Genomic DNA, 18,340 nt, shown 5'->3' with positions numbered 1-18,340 from the left:
CCAAGCGACTATCGAGCCGGGGGACTTGATAACCCGATCACCGCTTGCGTGAAGCGGTGATCGGTGTGCTGAACGCTGTCAATACAGCACGTGTTCGATCAGGTTACGAAGCATCGATCCAGATGGTTTTCAGCTCGGTGTACTGATCGTGTGCCCAGACGGATTTGTCGCGACCACCAAAGCCAGACTCTTTGTAGCCGCCGAACGGCGTGGAGGCGTCGCCTTCACCGAAACAGTTGACCGTGACCACGCCCGCACGAATCTCCCGCGACAGGCGCAAGGCGTTGCGCAGGCTGCCGGTATAGGCGGATGCCGCCAGGCCGTAGACCGTGTCGTTGGCCAGTTCAATGGCCTCGTCGAGGGTACTGAAGCTGGTGACGCTCAGTACCGGCCCGAAGATCTCCTCGATAAACAGGCGACTATCACGTTCGACTCCGTCGATGATCGTCGGCTGTACGAACACGCCGGACTCGGTCTCTCCACCTTGCATCACATTGAGTTTCTGCTCGGCGGCATAGTCCAGATAAGAACGCACCTTTTCGAAATGCGTTTTGCTGATCATCGCACCGAGGCGATTTTCAGGATCCAGTGGGTCACCCATTTTCCAATCGCGCAGATGCTTGCTGATCAGTTGCAGCAGCTCATCCTTGACGTCTTTATGGACGATCAGCCGTGAGGACGCCGAGCAGTTCTCGCCCATGTTCCAGAAAGCGCCGGCCGTCACATACTGGGCAACCTGATCAAGGTCTTCGCAGTCATTCATCACCACGGCGGGGTTTTTACCGCCCAGTTCCAGCACCACGCGCTTGAGGTTCGACTCGGACGCGTACTTGAGAAACAACCGGCCCGTGTCGGTAGAACCGGTGAAGCTGACCATCGCCACATCCATGTGCCGGCCGATTGCCTCACCCGCTTCCCGGCCACCGCCAGGGGTAATATTGAATACGCCTGCCGGAATACCGGCCTGATGTGCCAGTTCGGCAACGCGCAGCGCGGTCAGGGTGGTTTCCTTGGCCGGTTTGACCACGATGGAACAGCCAGCGGCCAAGGAGGGACCAATCTTCCAGGCCAGCATCAACAATGGGAAGTTCCAAGGCAGAACCAGTCCGACGACGCCGATCGCTTCGCGTACCACCATGGTTACCGCACCGTGGCCGGTCGGCGCGGTGCTGTCGTACACCTTGTCGATCAACTCCGCATGCCAGCGCAGGGTATGGATCGTGTCGGGCACATCGACGTTCTGGCATTCGCTGACAGGCTTGCCACTGTCCAGGCTTTCCAGCACGGCGAGTTCGTGGGCGTTGTCTTCCAGCAATTGGGCGAAACGCAGGAGTACCTGTTTGCGTGCGCCGGGTGACAGCTTATGCCAGCGACCATCCTCGAACGCTTGCTTGGCGGCAGCCACGGCAACGTCGACGTCACGGGTATCGCACGCCGCTATCTCGGCAAGCGTTTCACCCGTGGCAGGGTTCGTCGTGATGAAGGTTTTTCCAGAGAGGGCATCGCGGAACTCGCCGTTGATGAACGCCTGGGTAGGAAACTTCAACTGGGCGGCGATGGCCGCGTACTGTTCTTTGGTCAGTAGATCAGCCATTTCAGGCACCTCCAGTGATCTGCGCAATGTTGCGCTTGAGCTCGGTGATGACGCCTTGCAGCGCCTGCTTTTCATCAGGGTCCAGGCCGTGCAGAGGGGCGCGCAGGCCACCGGTGCGCAAGCCGTTCAGTTCACACCCGTACTTGATGGACTGGACAAACTTTCCGCCTTCCAGAAAGTCCATCAGCGGCATCATCGCCGTCATGATGCGGCGGCCTTTGTCGAAGTTTTTTTCGACAACACAGGCCTCGTACAGCGCGACGTGCTCGCGGGGGATGAAGTTGGAACCGGCACACACCCAACTGCGGGCGCCCCATGCGAAAAATTCCAGGGCTTGATCGTCCCAGCCGCAAGACAGGGCGATGTGCGGGTATTTGCAGGCCAAACGGTGCATCTGAGCCATGTCGCCGGAGCTTTCCTTGATGGCAACGATGTTTTTCACATCGCGGACTTCGTCAAAGAATTCCTCGCCCATGCTCACGCTCATCCGACCTGGATAGTTGTAAAGCATGATGGGGAGAGCGGCGGCGCGGTCCACCGCCTTGACATGCAGTGCGATCTCTTTTTGCGTCGGCAGTGCGTAGGGCGGCGAGCCAACCAACAGCGCGTCGGCCTTGATGGCTTTCGCCGCTTCGGCGTAGGCGACCGAGTCTTCAGTGCGGATGGCGCCGGTACCCACGATCAGCGGTAGACGACCGCGCAGCACGTCCTTGGCCTGGGCGGCCAGGTCGAAACGCTCCTGAGCGGTGTGGGCATAATATTCGCCGGTTGAGCCACCGATAATGATGCCGTGCACCTTGGAGTCGACCAGATACTCCAGGACTTCGGCGAAGGCTGTCTTATCGATACTGCCGTCAGAGGTCAGTGGAGTAACGGCCGGTGTGTAAATGCCTTCAAATTTCATTAATCTCGCTCCAGTTAATGTCACTGCCTATCAAGCGGCGCTGGCTCGATAGAGTCAGCGCAGCCAGTTTTTCAACCAAGGGAGACCACGTGCTGAAGATCGAGCAAGTGGTCTTCAACTTCTTCAAGTTTGTCGGGGCGGGTCAACTTTCTTTACCGGCTCGGTACTGCCCCCAGCGCAAACTTATATTGACGCCTGCTGAAACCAGTGGGGCGGGTGGGTTAGGAGATGGGCCTGGTGATTTCAAGACGAAATCGATGAGTTCAGAGTGTTCCCCAGCCAGCCAATCCGCCAAGAGTTTGCCGGTGGCGGTGCCGCGGGTAACACCTAGCCCATTGCAGCACAGTGCCCCATAGACATTGGGCGACAGCTCGCCGAAATAACCCATATGGTTACGTGAAAGAGCCAGTGCGCCTCCCCAGGTATATTCGAACGTCATCTCAGGCAACATGGGAAAGCGTTGCTCGAAAGATGCCTGATGCCTGGCGACAAAGCGTTTCAGATATTTTGAATCGCTGCGGCCGTCGGGGTTAAAGCTGAAACTGTTACGGATCAAAAGACGGTTGTCCGGTGTACGACGTACCGTGGTACCGAATGGATCCGCAGGAATGACACCCCAATAAGGCCGGCCGCCGAGGCGAGCCTGCTCTTGTTCGGTCATGGGGCGGGTCAGGCTGGCATAGGTGAACACCGGTAGCATTCGCCCTTTCAGGAAGCCGAAACTCATGCCAAAGGCATTATTGGTCAGGATCAGTTTGTCGGCGGTGATTGAACCCGCGGCGTGCTTGAGCACCGTCTTCGTGCCGTACTCCACATGAGTGATCGCGGTGTTTTCATACAGCGTCACATTATTGGGGAGGCTGTCGGCCAAACCTTTGACCAGCGCCGAAGGCTGAAGCAAGGAAGTCCCTGGTGTAAATAACGCCTTGCGGTAGAAATGCGTGCCGATATGTTCGGGCAGTTCGCCAGCCTCGATCATCTGGTAGGGCTGATCCAGTTTATCGAGTCCGCGACGGTAGGCCTCCAGGACGGCGATGCCTCTTGGTTCAACGGCTGCCTGATATTTGCCGCAATGCTTCATTTGGCAATCGATGTTGTGGCGTTCAACCAACTCTTTTAAATAACCCAGGCCACTCAGATTAAGTTTCAGTGTGGTTTTCGCCGTGGCGATATCGCCTATGTAATCCTCCGCGGCGATGTCATGCGGCAAATCGATAGCGAACCCGGCATTGCGACCGGAAGTGCCAAAGCCCACTTCCTGAGCGTCGATCAACAGGATGGAATCGTCGGGGAAATGAGCCGCTAGCTGACGGGCGGCGGCAAGCCCTGTAAAGCCAGCACCGATAATCACCCAGCGTGCGCTGCTATGGCCTTGATGGGCGGGCTTGATCTGGCGCCCCTTGCTCAAGTGGTACCACCCGCAAGATGGATCATCGGCAGGTAACGAAGATACTTTTAACATTTCAAGATCCTGTTCATTCAACCGATCCGACGTCAGTCATGCAAAAAAGGGTGCTTGGTCATTTCACGTGTGCTGAGAATCCAACGGACGTAAATGTTAAGTCTTTGCAGTTTCAATTAACGATGTGATCAGGCGGTATCGAAGTGCGTTTGCATTGCTTGGGGTATCGAATCTATCGGCTTACATCGAACGGAAAACCATTAAAGGACGGGGCAGTCATCGACTTGCCCCACCTTGGTACGGCTATTAATTATTAGCTTGTGTCGCCGCAGCGCGAGCTGTTTGCAACCATGCATCAAATTGCTGCCGATGGGCTGCTACCCACTCCTTGGCGTGACGGCGGATATCTGCGGGTTTTTTCTCGCCCTGTTGCATTTTCAAGTTCTGGGCACTTTCGTCAGCCGTGGTGATTTGCATCACCGAAAGGAACTTCAAGGCCGCCGGATTCTTCTCGGCGAAGTCTTTATTCAACACGGCCTCGACCTTATCTACCGCAAAGCCGAGATTCTTGCCCTTGTACATCGTGTCGACATCATTCTTGCCGTCAGGCAGGTCGGTTTTCGGTACTTCCAGCCATACCACATCCTTGTCTTCTACCAGAACAGTGGCGATCCATTGTGGGACCCAGGTGAAGTAGAGAATCGGTTGCCCTTCCTTGTAACGGGTAATGGTGTCAGCCATCAGTGCGAAATAGGAGCCCTGGTTGACGGTGACTGTTTTATCCAGGTCATAGGCCTTCATGTGGTGGGCGATGATCAGCTCGCAGCCCCATCCAGGATTGCAGCCCGTCAGGTCTGCTTTGCCGTCGCCGTTGGTGTCGAACAGTTTGGCGATTTCCGGTTTCTTCAAGTCAGTGAGGTACTTGATGCCATGGGCTTCAGCGGTCTTCTTGTCGATCAAATAACCTTGGAGCACGCCGGGCATGATGTCGCCCGCCTTGACCATGGTTTTATCGCCCCCGGCCTGCTGGAAGAATTTATCGTGCAGCTTGTCCCACAAGTGCACGGTAAAGTCCGCATCACCGCTACCCAAGGCCATCATCATGACGCCGTACTCGGTCTCCTTGGGCTCCTGCACCTTGTAGCCCAGCTCTCGGAGGCCTTCCATGGCTACTTCGCCACGGAATCGCTCTTCAGCGATAGAGGGGAAGATGGGGGTGACCTTTACACCGTCCCCCGGTTGGTTCGCCGAGGCGTTTGCGCACAGGGACGTAGCCGCAATGGCGAAAGCTGTAGCGCAATTGAAAATGCGACGGGAAAGCTTGAATTCAGACATCTTCGCGTACCTTTTTTGGGTTTTTATCTTCAAGTGCGGCAGATCGAATAAGAGGGTTCAAGCGGTCTTGCTTCGCCCCGCAGGCTGTTTTGCGCCGAACAGGCGTAGCAGAAGGCCTACGGGACCGGTGTGATACCAGCGCAGGCTCGGGTCGGCTCCGGTGCGCGCGCCCATGGCTTGGGTCAAGCGGTCAAGGAAGATGGCAAGCAGCACCAAGCCAGTCCCACCGACCGTGGCCAAGCCCATGTCCAGGCGGCCGATGCCGCGCAGGACCATCTGGCCAAGACCGCCCACCGAGATCATCGAAGCGATCACCACCATCGACAGCGACAGCATCAGGGTCTGATTGAGTCCAGCCATAATGGTTGAGGTCGCCAGTGGCAACTGAACCCGGGTCAGCATCTGCCGCGGTGTGCAGCCAAAAGCGCGGGCGGCTTCTATTTTGTCCTCCGGTACCTGGCGAATGCCCAGATTCGTCAGGCGCACCAGAGGGGGAAGGGCGAAGACAATGGTCACAAGGATGCCCGGCACGTTGCCGATGCCGAACAGCATGACGACAGGCACTAGATAAACGAACGCCGGCAGTGTCTGCATGGCATCGAGTACGGGCCGTAGGACCTTTTCCAGATTGTCACTGCGGGCGCAGAGAATCCCCAGTGGGATACCTAGCAGGGCGCAAAAGAATACCGAAGTCAGTACGAGCGCCAGGGTGGTCATCGACTCGGACCAGACACCGATAAGGCCCAGCAGTGTGAGCGTCACAAAGCACAGCAAGGCCATGCGTTTACCGGCTAGTTGCCATCCCAGCAATGAAGACAGGATGATCCCGATGCTGGGTGGAATGCTCTGCAGAATGTATTCGACGCCGTTAAGTACTTGGTCGATCGGCCAGCGGATGGCGCGAAACACATCGCGAAAGTTGTGCACCAGAAAATTGAGGGTGCTTTCCACCCAGTCACCCAATGGAAGGGTGAGGACTTGAAACGGGTCGAGAAAACTGAACTCGGACATTAGGGCTTACCTCTTCATCTTCACCGCTGCGACGTCATGGAGGCCGCAGGTACTTCAGGTCAGGGACGCGCCAGCGTAGATGGGCGCGGCTGTTTAATGGCGGCTCAGCGTTTGCAGTAACTCGCTCTTTGACAGGGTCCCGGTGAGAGCGCCCGAACGGTCGAGTACAGGGACCGGGTAGGGCAGGTTGGCGGCGATCTCCAGTACTTCGTGCAGGGGGGTATCGGTAAAGACAGGCTGCTGTTTGTGCTGGGTGTAATGCGTGTTGCCACCCGCGCCGCTGGTATCGATATCGACCACCCCAAGTAGTTGTCCAAGTTCATCGATCAAGTAACCAAATGGCAGGCCGGCCTTGAAATGTGGCGCTTGGCCATTCGCTTTACGAACCGATTCCGGATTGAGCCTGGCCACGTCGCCTGCCTTGAGAATCCGGGAACTATCGAATCCTTTGAAGAACGTGCGTACATAGTCATTGGCCGGCTGACTGATCAACTCTTGAGGTGTGCCGATCTGTACCACCTGGCCCCCCTCCATGATCGCGATGCGGTGACCGATGCGAACGGCTTCCTCAATGTCGTGGGAAATGAAGATGATGGTTCGCTTTTGCTCGGCTTGCAGGCGAATGAGTTCTCCCTGCATCTCGCTGCGGATAAGCGGGTCCAGAGCGGAAAAGGCTTCGTCCATCAGCAGGATGGTCGGGTCGTTGGCAAGCGCGCGGGCCAGGCCTACGCGTTGCTGCATGCCGCCGGAAAGTTGATGCGGATAACTGTGCTCCTGTCCAGCAAGACCGACTTGGGCGAGGGCTTCCCTGGCGCGGCTATGCCGTTCCTTTTCACCAATGCCGGAAATTTCCAGCCCAAAGGCGGTGTTTTCCAGAACGCTCATGTGCGGCATCAAGGCAAAGGACTGGAACACCATGCCCATCTCTTTACGGCGGACATCAAGAAGGGCTTTATCAGCCAGGCCCGTAATTTCTCGACCATTCAGATAAATACTGCCTGAAGTGGGCTCGATAAGGCGGTTGAACAATCGCACCATCGTGGACTTCCCAGAACCTGAGAGTCCCATGATCACAAATATTTCACCGCGCTTAACAGCAAAGCTGGCGTCAAAAACACCAATAACTTGACCTGTTTTCTCAAAGACTTCTTTTTTGCTTGCCCCGGCGGCGAGCATTTTCATCGCCGTGTCAGGTTGCGCGCCAAATATCTTAAAAACGTTCTTAACAGAAATGATTTCGTCTGGGCTAGTCATCGCGTCCCTCCTTTGCGTGTAACGCTACAAGCGCGCGAAATCGAATTGAGCTCGAGCGTTGGTAATTTAGGCGGGCAGTAATAAAAGATAGATCTGCGCATGACATGTACCTGTTTTTTATTGTTTGCCCTTGGGGTCGGGCTTTTTTTCAATCTATAAGTATCCCGATTTTAAATCCAACAACATTTACAGGGCTTTATGGATAACCTAACGTTATCGAGACGCGCTAAAACGACCGCCTTCGCGCAATCACGACGCTTTTGTATGGCCTGGGCTAGGCTATTGAGTTACGCTCCGCCGCTTTCGCGGATGATAGGAGTGTGAGGGCTTACCATGCTCAGCAGACACGTTGACCCCGATACATTACTGCTTAGAATGCCTTCCCTTCGGGCTGTCAGGGCATTCGTCGCCGCCGCTAAATATGAAAGCTTCACTCGGGCAGCGGAGGCCCTGTGCGTATCGCAAGCCGCGATCAGTCGGCAGATTCGAGAGCTTGAGGAATCGTTGGGCGCTCAACTGTTCATGCGTGCCGGGCGCACGGTAGAACTAACCGCCGAGGGAAAGATATTTTTTGAGGCGGCGCAACTGTCGTTCGTTAATATCGCACAAGCGGCTGAAAGGATTCGTACCGCTCCGACGCAGAAGCATATCCTGACTGTTTGTTGCTCACCCGCATTCTCTGCATTATGGCTGTCCGAGCATCTTCCAGAGTTTCGGGCGACTAACCCGGATATTGAATTCAATCTGATTACCACTCAGAACTTTGTGAATATGGAACCTGGCATAGAGCCGGACATCATCATCTCAAAGATTCGCAAGGTGGGGGATGGGTATAAGAGTTATCAGTTGTGCCACGATATTATTTATCCTGTTTGCTCTCCAGCGTTTTTGGACGCACATCCCGAACTGAACTCGCTTGAAGGGGTGCGCGATTCTTCGCTACTTAATCTAAGCCCCTATGGACGGTCGGGTGTGGCTGAACATGTGGACTGGGGGGTGTGGCTGGCTTTTCTGAACGTTGATATTGATGAGCGTCCTGCCGACTGTCCGCCTATTTTTCATGCGAATGATTACAACCTGATCATGAACATGGTCTTGACCCATCAAGGCGTTGCGCTGGGCTGGAACCAGCTTGTCGGGGCAATGGTCGAGAGAGGGCAGCTCGTTCGCCCTGTCGAGCATCAGGTGACGCTTCGAAACAGTCTTCATTATGTAGCCTACAATGAAAGGACTGAATACGAAGATGCCTGTCGGCGAGTCCGGGACTGGATTCTTTCTAAGTTTTCCAGATGGAGCATATGAGTTTTTTTTCATTTAAATCTTCTCGGTCGGTACAGCGATTGTAAGTAAAGTCTTGCCTGGAATCGGTGGGTCATAACGCTAAGTTATCAGTTGAACGACGAAAATGTAGTTTTGCCGACAGGATAGGCTGTCGTACCCTTGGTGTTAAATATGGCTAAAACATGCGTATTCAGCGGTTGCGTTGGACAATGCTCCGCGTAGGACCCGTTGGGCCATGACACCGTTTTCTGGGCGTACTTACCATTAACCGTCAGGTTGATGCGTAGAGGATAATAATGAATATCAAAGCATCCGTGATCGACCTGATTCAAAAGCGTAAGGCGCGCCACGCGCTTCCCCGTGAGCTGTATATTGAACCTGAGGTTTTTCGTCAGGATCTTGAGCAGATTTGGCACAAGGATTGGATTTTTGCCGGGCATACCTTTGAGCTTGAAAAGCCCGGGCAATACTTGACGTTGCAGATTGGTGACTATCCAGTTTTAATCATCAGGGATAAAAGTGGTCAGGTCCGTGCTTTTCACAATGCTTGTCGTCATCGTGGCTCTAAAGTTTGTGAGCACGCCCAAGGCAAAGTTGCGAAGCTGGTTTGTCCTTATCATAAATGGACTTTCGAGCTGGACGGCAGTCTTTTGTTTGCCGGTAATATGGGGGCCGATTTCGACAGGTCTCAATACAACCTGAAACCCGTTCATTGTGAAATTGTCCATACGTACATTTATGTATGCGTCGCTGACGAGGCGCCTGAGTTCGAAAGTTTCAGGCATTCTGTAAGTCCTTTCATCGCCCCCCATTTCCTGGATAACTGCAAGGTTGCTTTCGAGTCCAACCTCGTGGAAAAGGGTAACTGGAAACTCGTATTTGAAAACAATCGCGAATGCTTCCATTGTGACGGTACGCATCCCGAATTGATGAATTCTTTTGTCGAGAATCTTTCGGTGGCCGGGGTGGGGGGCGAAGATGATCCTGAATTGACCGCGCACTGGAATCGCTGCGAAATCGCGGGCATGCCCAGCAAGCTTGTCATGGACCCGAATGGCCGTTTTCGTATGACACGCATTCCACTTTCCGCGGGCGCCGTGAGTTACACAATGGATGGTAAACCTGCTGTTACGGGGCGCCTGGATAAAAGCGGCGAGCCGGATATTGGCGCCTTGCTCTACTTTAATTACCCGTCTACCTGGAACCACTTTCTCGGCGATCACGCATTGAGCTTCCGGGTACTCCCGATCGGGCCTGGCGAAACGCTTGTGACGACCAAATGGCTTGTGCCCAGTACCGCCGTTGAAGGTGTTGACTACGAGATTGACCGGCTGACCAAGGTTTGGCTTGCCACCAACGATCAAGACCGTCGTTTGGTGGAAGGTACGCAGGCAGGTGTGACCTCACCGACTTACGAGCCGGGACCCTTCTCGGACATCGCGGAAAATGGCGTATGCCAGTTTGACGATTGGTACTGCGAAACCATGCTGACGCGCCTCCAGGCCCAGATTCCACTTAAATCGGTGGATTGATTTCCTTGCAACGATGGCCGGCGCTTTCGGCGTTGGTCATCGCTACTACGGCGTGCAAACAGCCCGGGAAGGGCGGTTGGTGCGTCCGCTCGAGAAGAATAAGAAAGGGCTCGATTCAATGTCCGCATTCGCTTTTTCCGGTCTCAACCTGGCCGTGACCACGCCGTTCGATGCCCAAGGCAGGATCGACTATCCACGCTTCGAGACGTTGCTCGAGCGCTATCTGACTGCTGGCGTAGAGGGTTTTGTCCTGAGCTCAGGGACAGGCATGCATGTCTACCTGCGCCAGGAAGAGTCCAGGCAACTGGTGGCCTTTGGCACTCAGGTCATCAAGGGGCGCGCTCGCGTCATCGTGCAAACGTCTGCCTTATTGGCGGATGAAGTGGTGCAGCGCACCCGCCATGCCGCCGAATGTGGCGCCGATGGCGTCATGGTATTGCCACCGTTTTTCGAAGGTCCAACCGACGACCAGAGCATCATCGATTTCTACGCCACGGTGTCCGAAGCCGGGTTGCCAATCATCGGCTACAACGTGCCTCAGGCGGTGGGGGTAGAAGTGACTCCTTCGCTGCTTCGCCAGTTGAGCGAGATTCCGAACTTCGTATCGGTCAAAGACAGCAGCGGCGATCTGGCCGCGCAGGCGTCGCTGATCCGCACGGGCCTGCCGACAATGAACGGCGCCGACCCACTGGTGCCGTACGCGCTCTTTGCCGGTGCGGCGGGCCTGATCTGGGGCGGGGCGAACATGGCGCCGCGTTCTTGTGTGGCGGTAGTGAAGGCCGCCATTGAGCAGGATTGGGCACGTGCCCGGGAAATCTGGCGGGCGATCGAGCCGGTGATGTCATTGATCTGGCAGGGTGATTACGTGCAATCGGTTTACGCCGGTGCCGATATCACCGGCTATGGCGCGGGTAACCCTCGCCGACCGTTGGCGCGTCTGCCTGCTGAGAGGATCGCCGTGCTAAAGGCCGCCCTTGAGCCTTTGATCGCTCTCGAAAGCCGACTTACGTTTGCGTGAGTGGCGTGCCGGGCGTGAATGATGTCGTCGTGAAGGGCAGAATCACACTCGAAATGGGGGATATATGAGCAATCAGCTGGAAAGCGCCATGCGTCATTACGAGGTTCCCAGGCCTCAACTTGGAATCATCTTGTGCCTGTTGTCGATGCTGATCTTTGCGAGCCAGGACGGGATCACCAAGGTGCTGGTCAAGGATCTGCCCATCGCGCAACTCGTCATGGTGCGCTATTGGGTATTCCTGGTCTTTGCTGTCGGTTACAGCGTTTACCAAGGTAGCTTGCGAACCGCATGTCGAAGCCAGCATCCCTTTCTGCAGGTCATCCGTGCGCTGATTGGCGTCGGTGAAATCGCTCTGTTTGGAATAGGGCTGCGCTACCTGGGCCTGGCTGAGATGCATGCCCTGTACGCCGTGTTTCCCCTGATGACCCTGGCTTTGGCTGGTGCATTTTTGGGTGAGTACGTTGGAGTTCGCCGATGGATTGCCGCCGCTGTCGGTTTCCTGGGCACGGTGGTCATCCTTCGACCGGGTACCGGTGTTTTTGAACTGGCGGCGCTTATCCCATTGTTGTCGGCCCTGGGGTTCGCTGTTTTCAGCGTGCTGACCCGACGCATCAGCCAAGGTGATTCGTTTGCCACGAACATGCTCTACATGGGGTTCTTTGGCGCGATAGCCATCACCTTGCTAGGTCTTGCGGGCTGGGTGTCTCCAAGCCCGAAGCAATGGGCCCTGATCGGGGTCCTTTCAATCACAGGCGTAGTGGCCCAGCTTTTACTTATCCAAGCGCTCAGGTACGCAACAGCGGCTACGCTCCAGCCTTTCAACTACACGCTTCTGGTGTTTGCCACGTTGATAGGCCTGTTCGTGTTTGGCGAGCTTCCCGACGCATGGACAGTGGTGGGAGCATGCATGGTGATTGCCGGTGGGCTGTATGCGATCAAGGTGAAAGGTTAGGCCTCTTATTCGCTATAGGCATAAGCATAATAGAATATATTCCTTGGTCGTATTAGCCATCGTGCTAGATTGTTCCTACCGGACAACCGGATATGTTCAATCCCATTTTATGGTACGACTATGTCCGGCGCCCGAATCTTCCAAATCAGCCTTGAGGCTCTGTCCTGTGACCGAACCCAAGGAGCGATTTCTCACTCCGGCAATATCCGCCTTAGTTCTGCCTCCATTACCGTTCCATTCGTGACCGGTAAACCGCTCCCGTGTCAGGCCAACAGCGAAGCCTGCAGTGCAATCAGCGAAGGCTTGGCGTTTCTTCTCTACGCCATGTGAATCCTCGCTGTTGGGCACTTCCATACCATTAGTCTAGCCAGCCATCTTCAGGTAATGCCGGTCCTGCGGGCCGCAACTTGATGCGTGAGCGAATGGACGCCTGTTCAAAGCAATATCTACGCGATTTACAACAATGCCAAATTATTTGGATGAAGCTCATCGAGCTGAAATCGTCAAGCTGAGCACGACATTAACCAGTCAAACGGAATGGCCAACCTGGCTTTTGTTGGTCGGATTCTACCTGGCCTGGGCTTTCGTTGTTTTTCATGGGGACGCACTGGGTGAAGTATTCACCATCGTCTTGTTGATTCCGCTGGTCGTGCTCTGGATGTCGATTCAGCATGAGCTTATCCACGGTCATCCAACGCGCTGGCCAGCCATAAATAAAGCCCTGGGATATCTGCCGTTCGCCGTATGGTATCCCTACGATATTTACAGGGACACGCACCTGGCGCATCACAACGACGAGGTGTTGACGGTGCCTGGTCAAGATCCAGAAAGTCGTTATGTCACAAGTGCCTTTTGGTTGCGCTCACCTGGTTATACGAGGGTGTTGCTATGGGTAAATAAGACCTTGGGCGGGCGCTTGATCATCGGCGCTCCGTTGGCAGTCATTTCACTTGTGGGCGCCGAGATAAAGGGGCTGTTTCATACCGGACGGAGCCATTGGCGGATGTGGGCTACGCATCTATCAAGTGTTGCCGTGTTGCTGGGATTGGTTGAGCAATACAGTGCCATCAGCGCGATCCAGTACATCTTATTTGTTTCGCTTCCAGCGTTATCCATTGCAATGATCAGGTCGTTTTACGAGCATCGGCCGTCAGCGCTTCCAGAACACCGCACGGTTATCAATGAATCGTCAGGGCTTTTGAGTTGGCTTTTTCTGAACCTCAACCTTCATCTGGTTCATCACGATCTTCCCGGTCTGCCCTGGTTTTACTTGCCACAGGTGTATAGGGCCCGGCGTGAACAATGGATAGCTCGAAACAATGGCTACGTCATTCATGGCTATTTCCAGTTATTGCATAGACATCTGCTCAGTCCAGTGGATTGTCCGCGCCATCCTGCCGAGCAATAAAAAATGAAAGCTAATCTGGGCGTTGGAAAATGATACGTTTTGAAGCCGTCAAGAAAACTCATAAGGGCAGCCCGCGAATGGCCGTGAGCGATTTGACGCTTCATGTCCGGGAGGGTGAGATCTGCGTGTTTGTCGGGCCAAGCGGTTGCGGCAAGACCACCATTTTGCGAATGATCAATAGGCTCGATACTCAGGACAGTGGCCGCATCTGTGTAAATGGGGTTGCGACCGACGAGCTTGACGTCGTTACGTTACGCCGTGGCATTGGTTTCATGATGCAAAGCTCGGCTTTATTTCCTCACCAGACCGTTGCAGAAAATATCGGCGCTGTACCGCGGCTCTTGGGCTGGGGTAAGTCTAAAATCCGCCAGCGCGTGAGCGAGCTCATTTCCCTGGTCGGACTTCAGCCGGAGTTTCTTGACCGCTACCCGAATCAGCTGTCGGGCGGGCAGCAAAGCCGTGTCGCCCTGGCGAGGGCTTTGGCCTCGGACCCACCGGTTGTATTGATGGACGAACCCTTTGCCGCGCTTGATCCGGTGATACGCGAGCGATTGCAGGATGAACTGGTTGCGCTCCAGCGGCGTTTGCACAAGACCATCATTCTGGTAACGCATGACATGGAGGAGGCGATCAAGGTCGGCGACCGGATTGCAATATTTGAGGGGGAAGGGATGCTTGTTCAGTTCGACACTCCTCACAATATCCTGGCCCATCCTGCTAGCGATTTCGTGAGTGGGTTTATTGGGAAAGACCCTTTATTGAAAAGACTTACGCTGATGAAAGTCGCCGATCTTCCGGCGGAAATTGACGGTGAATCCACTGTACCCGCTCCAGAACTGGCAACCGTTACGATAAATGACTCATTGCATCACGCATTGGTGAAAATCCTCAGTGCCCCAACCGGTGTTGTAGCGCGGGTGGATGAGGCAGGAGGTTACGAAGGTTGCATCTCGATCGAGTCCCTTTATAACGCCTTGAGCGGATCCCGACCTGGAAGCCTGCAATGATGGATGGGGCGTGGATTGTCGATAATTGGCAAGCGATTGTTCAGTTGTTATTGGATCACATTCAGTTGGTCACACTGGGCCTGTGTATAGGCATGCTGGTGGCGGGCGCAATGGTGTTCTTGACACTGTGGAAGCCTGTCTTGGCTCGGCCCATGATTTATGTCAGCGGAATACTGTTCACCATTCCTTCCCTGGCATTGTTTATTTTGATAATGCCTTTTACTGGTTTGTCCAAGACCACATCGGTTATTGGCCTGAGTCTGTATTCCTTGCTGATTATTCTACAAAACACCTTGGCGGGACTTGCCAGCAACCCCCCGGACGTTCTGGAAGAAGCCCGCGCGCTAGGGTATACGCGCATGCAGAGGTTTCTGGGTGTTGAACTTCCACTGGCCTTGCCTTCGTTATTGGCAGGGCTACGAACGACATCAGTTACCTTGGTCGGGTTGGTGACTGTTACTGCGTTAATTGGTCAAGGTGGGTTGGGCCAGCTGTTCATTACCGGGTTGGCGCAAAGTTTCACTACACCTGTAGTGGTCAGCTTGGTCCTGACGGTGATGTTGGCGCTGTGTTTTGATTTTCTGTTTTATTCAATCAATAAATGGCTGGTCCCTTGGGTGCGCTAATGAACATGATCGCAAGTGTCTACCATTGGTTTTCTCTTCCTGAAAATTGGTTGGGAGAAAACGGCATACTGACGCGGCTGGCGGAGCATATTTATTACGTATCTTTAAGTATCACTATTGCTTGTGCGATAGCGTTGCCGCTCGGCGTATTCATGGCTAATTACCGCAAGGGCGCAAACCTGGCGATAGGGGTGTTCAATCTTGGCCGCGCATTGCCTTCTCTCGGCATTGTGATACTGGCAATCATGGTCATTGGCTATGAAACCAGCACGGTCATTATCGCGCTGGTTGTCATGAGCATACCGCCGATATTAACCAACACCTATGTCGGTATCGATCAGGTGGATTCGTCGTTGAAAAGTGCGGCCACCTCCATGGGCATGCGTAGATGGCAAACGTTTATTCAACTTGAACTGCCTTTGGCCTTCCCGCTGATTTTTTCCGGTTTCAGATCGGCCCTGGTGCAACTTATTGCAACGGCAACTATTGCCGCCTATGCGGGATTCGGTGGGTTGGGCAGATTTCTCATCGACGGACTGGGTCGCAACGATACACCGCAAATTATTGGCGGTGCATTGGTGGTGTCGGCCCTTGCGATTGTCAGCGAGTGGCTCTGCTCGACGATAGAAACACTCATGGTTCGAAAATGGCGAACAGCGAATGTTGAACTGAGCGCTACATGATCAGGGCATTTGAAAGTGCCTATTAATTTTGCAGAGGTGCAAGTCCAAATGAAAAACAAACAACGTTCGAAGGCTCGCTCAGTGCAATCGGTTTCATTGTTGCTGGGGTTAGGCTTGCTGGTGGGCAGCACGTTTGCCAGTGCTCAATCCATCACCATAGGCGGGGCCAATTTTTCCGAGCAGACGATTCTCGCAAACATTTATGCGTCAGCCTTGAAAAATGAAGGGATAGAAGTCAAGACCCGGCTCAATCTGGGCAATCGCCAGATCATCGCCAAGGCCTTGGAAAATGGGGATGTCGACGTTGTACCCGAATACATAGGATCACTGCTGAGTTTTTATGATGACAAGACAGCCCTGACCAGCCAAAAGGAGATCGTCAGCGCCTTGCAGCAGAAGTTACCGGCGAACCTGCAGTTGCTTGAGCCTTCCGCGGCGGGCTCTATTACCGCTTGGGCCGTCACTAAAAAGACCGCAGAAAAGTACAACTTGCACACCTTGTCCGACCTGGCGCCTGTCTCAGCTGATTTAACGTTGGGCGGACCACCGGAAGTCGCCACTTCTGCCTTGGGCCTGCCTGGGCTGAAAGCGGTCTACGGCATCAATTTCAAGAGCGTCAAATCCCTGGACATGGGCGGGCCCTTGTCGCGGCTGGCGTTGAATTCAGGCGCTATCGACGTCGCCACCGTCGTCTCCACGCAAGGCATCCTGGCGAAAGAACCCTGGGTTGTGCTCGAGGACGACAAGCATCAACAACCCCTGCAAAACATCACCCCACTGGGGCGCAAGGCACTGCTAACCCCGGAAGTCACCAAGGTGCTCAACGAAGTTTCCGCAAAGCTGACCGATGACGATCTCAAGCAACTCAATCGCCTTGTTGATATCGATCACAAGGATCCGGCAAAAGTCGCGGCGCAGTGGGTCGCCGAAAATACCGTCAAGACGGCCAACTGAACATGAATGCGATGTTGGTGAGGTCGCGGAGTCGTTATGTCCAATAAAAGTATGATCCTGAATCTGTTCTTCTTTAATCCCCAAGGGGACCATCGTTTTTCCTGGCGCCACCCGTTGTCACCGACCCAGGAAATATTGACGCTGGGCTACTACGTAAAACTGGTGCAGGCGGCCGAGGCGGCGAAGTTCGATGCGGTTTTTGTCGCCGATCACGTGGCGGTCTGGGACTCCGTGGCCAGCGGCTTGAGGCACTATGCCAATGCCCGCCTTGAGCCCATTACGCTCTTGTCCGCACTGGCCGCTGTGACCGAGCACATCGGTCTGATGGGCACGGCTTCAACGTCCTATAACGAGCCCTTCAACATCTCGCGGTATTTTGCATCACTGGACTATCTCAGTTCAGGGCGAGCCAGTTGGAATATCGTGACTTCCTGGCTGGAAGAGGAGGCTTCGAATTTCGGATTGTCAGGCGTGGCGAAACACGGCGATCGTTATCTGCGGGCCGATGAATTCATTCGTGTCGTCAAACAGCTTTGGGACTCATGGGAGGACGGGGCGCTTGAATTCGACAAGGGCACCGGCGATTTTGCCGATCCATCGAAAATCCATCCGATCCATCACAAAGGGACGCATTTCAGCGTGCGAGGGCCGCTTAACGTGCCGCGTCCACCTCAAGGGCATCCGGTCTTGGCCCAGGCGGGGTCTTCTGAAGCGGGCAAGGACCTGGCCGCGGCCCACGCGGACGTGCATTTCTGTTTCATCAATACGGTTGAAGAAGGACTGGCGTACAGGGCCGATTTGAATCGCCGGCTCGAGTTGAAGGGCAGGCATTCCAGTGATCTGAAAATCATTACCGGTGTGCTTCCGGTGGTTCTGGAGGATGAGACTGAGGAGGAGCGACGTCGGCAACTGGAGGACAGTCTCATTATCGATGCCGTGGCGATTGACCTGGTCTCCAGCTACACCCGTCTCGACTTGACGGGGCTCTCGCCGGACGGCCCCCTGCCAGCGTTGCCAGATGAGTCTGAGTTTGATGGCATTCGAACTGAGCTGGCCCTGCTCAAGAAGTACGATCCTTCCTTGTCTATCCGCGAAATAGGGCGCCGCTTGGTCAAGAGCTCCAGTACCTGGCTACTGATCGGAACGGCGGAGCATATAGCCGATAAGCTTTCAGCGTTATACGAGTCGAATGCCGTCGATGGCTACAACCTCATGTTCCCGTTTTTGCCGACGGACTTCGAAGCATTCACGCGTGGCGTGGTGCCTTTGCTGCAAGCCAAAGGGGTTTTCCGCAAGGAATATGAACCCGGGACGCTAAGGGACCGCTTGGGCTTGAAAAAACCGGCTAACAGCTTCTTGCTGTGATCAGCGCCAAGCGC

General features: G+C 54.7%; 17 protein-coding genes. 10 read left to right on the top strand and 7 right to left on the bottom strand.

Annotation, left to right across the window (positions count from 1 at the left end; all coding sequences use genetic code 11):
• Nucleotides 1–103: 103 nt before the first annotated feature.
• The 6 genes from DTP52_RS24140 to DTP52_RS24115 form a co-directional block, all read right to left on the bottom strand.
• On the bottom strand, nt 104–1,594 hold the full coding sequence (locus DTP52_RS24140; RefSeq protein WP_109755596.1) for an aldehyde dehydrogenase: 1,491 nt from the start codon (nt 1,592–1,594) through the stop codon (nt 104–106).
• Between the two features lies 1 nt (nt 1,595).
• Complete coding sequence (locus DTP52_RS24135; RefSeq protein WP_109755595.1) at nt 1,596–2,498, bottom strand: dihydrodipicolinate synthase family protein; 903 nt, start codon at nt 2,496–2,498, stop codon at nt 1,596–1,598.
• Between the two features lie 142 nt (nt 2,499–2,640).
• Nucleotides 2,641–3,960 carry an FAD-binding oxidoreductase gene (locus DTP52_RS24130; RefSeq protein WP_109755594.1) on the bottom strand — a complete coding sequence of 440 codons (1,320 nt, stop codon included), beginning with the start codon at nt 3,958–3,960 and terminating at the stop codon, nt 2,641–2,643.
• Nucleotides 3,961–4,206: 246 nt separating this feature from the next.
• Nucleotides 4,207–5,235, bottom strand: coding sequence for a glycine betaine/L-proline ABC transporter substrate-binding protein ProX (gene proX / locus DTP52_RS24125; RefSeq protein WP_109755593.1), 1,029 nt, complete (start codon nt 5,233–5,235; stop codon nt 4,207–4,209).
• 57 nt (nt 5,236–5,292) lie between these two features.
• Nucleotides 5,293–6,246 carry a glycine betaine/L-proline ABC transporter permease ProW gene (gene proW / locus DTP52_RS24120; protein ID WP_109755592.1) on the bottom strand — a complete coding sequence of 318 codons (954 nt, stop codon included), beginning with the start codon at nt 6,244–6,246 and terminating at the stop codon, nt 5,293–5,295.
• Nucleotides 6,247–6,339: 93 nt separating this feature from the next.
• Complete coding sequence (locus DTP52_RS24115) at nt 6,340–7,500, bottom strand: glycine betaine/L-proline ABC transporter ATP-binding protein (RefSeq protein WP_109755591.1); 1,161 nt, start codon at nt 7,498–7,500, stop codon at nt 6,340–6,342.
• Nucleotides 7,501–7,833: 333 nt separating this feature from the next.
• Between DTP52_RS24115 and DTP52_RS24110 the strand changes: the two genes are divergently transcribed.
• The 4 genes from DTP52_RS24110 to DTP52_RS24095 all read left to right on the top strand — a co-directional run bounded on the left by DTP52_RS24110 (nt 7,834) and on the right by DTP52_RS24095 (nt 12,283).
• Nucleotides 7,834–8,802, top strand: coding sequence for a LysR family transcriptional regulator (locus DTP52_RS24110; RefSeq protein ID WP_109755590.1), 969 nt, complete (start codon nt 7,834–7,836; stop codon nt 8,800–8,802).
• 275 nt (nt 8,803–9,077) lie between these two features.
• Nucleotides 9,078–10,313: an aromatic ring-hydroxylating dioxygenase subunit alpha gene (locus tag DTP52_RS24105; RefSeq protein WP_109755589.1), complete on the top strand. Its 1,236-nt coding sequence runs from the start codon at nt 9,078–9,080 to the stop codon at nt 10,311–10,313.
• Between the two features lie 118 nt (nt 10,314–10,431).
• Nucleotides 10,432–11,331 carry a dihydrodipicolinate synthase family protein gene (locus DTP52_RS24100; protein ID WP_109755641.1) on the top strand — a complete coding sequence of 300 codons (900 nt, stop codon included), beginning with the start codon at nt 10,432–10,434 and terminating at the stop codon, nt 11,329–11,331.
• A 64-nt stretch (nt 11,332–11,395) separates the two neighbouring features.
• Nucleotides 11,396–12,283, top strand: a complete 888-nt coding sequence (locus DTP52_RS24095; protein WP_109755588.1) for a DMT family transporter — start codon at nt 11,396–11,398, stop codon at nt 12,281–12,283.
• Nucleotides 12,284–12,379: 96 nt separating this feature from the next.
• On the opposite strand, the gene DTP52_RS31080 is transcribed toward DTP52_RS24095, so the two are convergent.
• Nucleotides 12,380–12,637 carry a hypothetical protein gene (locus DTP52_RS31080; protein WP_146206879.1) on the bottom strand — a complete coding sequence of 86 codons (258 nt, stop codon included), beginning with the start codon at nt 12,635–12,637 and terminating at the stop codon, nt 12,380–12,382.
• Nucleotides 12,638–12,746: 109 nt separating this feature from the next.
• Between DTP52_RS31080 and DTP52_RS24090 the strand changes: the two genes are divergently transcribed.
• The 6 genes from DTP52_RS24090 to DTP52_RS24065 are packed head-to-tail and all read left to right on the top strand — an operon-like array spanning nt 12,747 to nt 18,326.
• The gene (locus tag DTP52_RS24090) at nt 12,747–13,691 is read left to right on the top strand and encodes a fatty acid desaturase (protein WP_109755587.1); all 945 of its coding nucleotides are present in this window, start codon (nt 12,747–12,749) and stop codon (nt 13,689–13,691) included.
• Between the two features lie 29 nt (nt 13,692–13,720).
• Nucleotides 13,721–14,698, top strand: coding sequence for an ABC transporter ATP-binding protein (locus tag DTP52_RS24085; RefSeq protein ID WP_109755586.1), 978 nt, complete (start codon nt 13,721–13,723; stop codon nt 14,696–14,698).
• Nucleotides 14,695–15,324: an ABC transporter permease gene (locus DTP52_RS24080; protein ID WP_109755585.1), complete on the top strand. Its 630-nt coding sequence runs from the start codon at nt 14,695–14,697 to the stop codon at nt 15,322–15,324. Before DTP52_RS24085 ends, DTP52_RS24080 begins: the two co-directional genes overlap by 4 nt.
• A complete protein-coding gene (locus DTP52_RS24075; RefSeq protein WP_109755584.1) occupies nt 15,324–16,007 on the top strand; it encodes an ABC transporter permease in 684 nt (227 codons plus the stop codon). The genes DTP52_RS24080 and DTP52_RS24075 overlap by 1 nt, the downstream gene beginning before the upstream one ends.
• Before the next feature lie 48 nt (nt 16,008–16,055).
• On the top strand, nt 16,056–16,961 hold the full coding sequence (locus DTP52_RS24070) for an ABC transporter substrate-binding protein (RefSeq protein WP_109755583.1): 906 nt from the start codon (nt 16,056–16,058) through the stop codon (nt 16,959–16,961).
• 36 nt (nt 16,962–16,997) lie between these two features.
• A complete protein-coding gene (locus tag DTP52_RS24065; RefSeq protein WP_109755582.1) occupies nt 16,998–18,326 on the top strand; it encodes an LLM class flavin-dependent oxidoreductase in 1,329 nt (442 codons plus the stop codon).
• Nucleotides 18,327–18,340 lie beyond the last annotated feature (14 nt).

The sequence above is a fragment of the Pseudomonas sp. 43mfcvi1.1 genome (genome assembly GCF_900115935.1).
In the GTDB taxonomy this organism is placed as follows: domain Bacteria; phylum Pseudomonadota; class Gammaproteobacteria; order Pseudomonadales; family Pseudomonadaceae; genus Aquipseudomonas; species Aquipseudomonas bijieensis.
The sequence above is the reverse complement of the archived record's forward strand: the minus strand, read 5'-3'. Positions and strand labels throughout refer to the sequence as shown.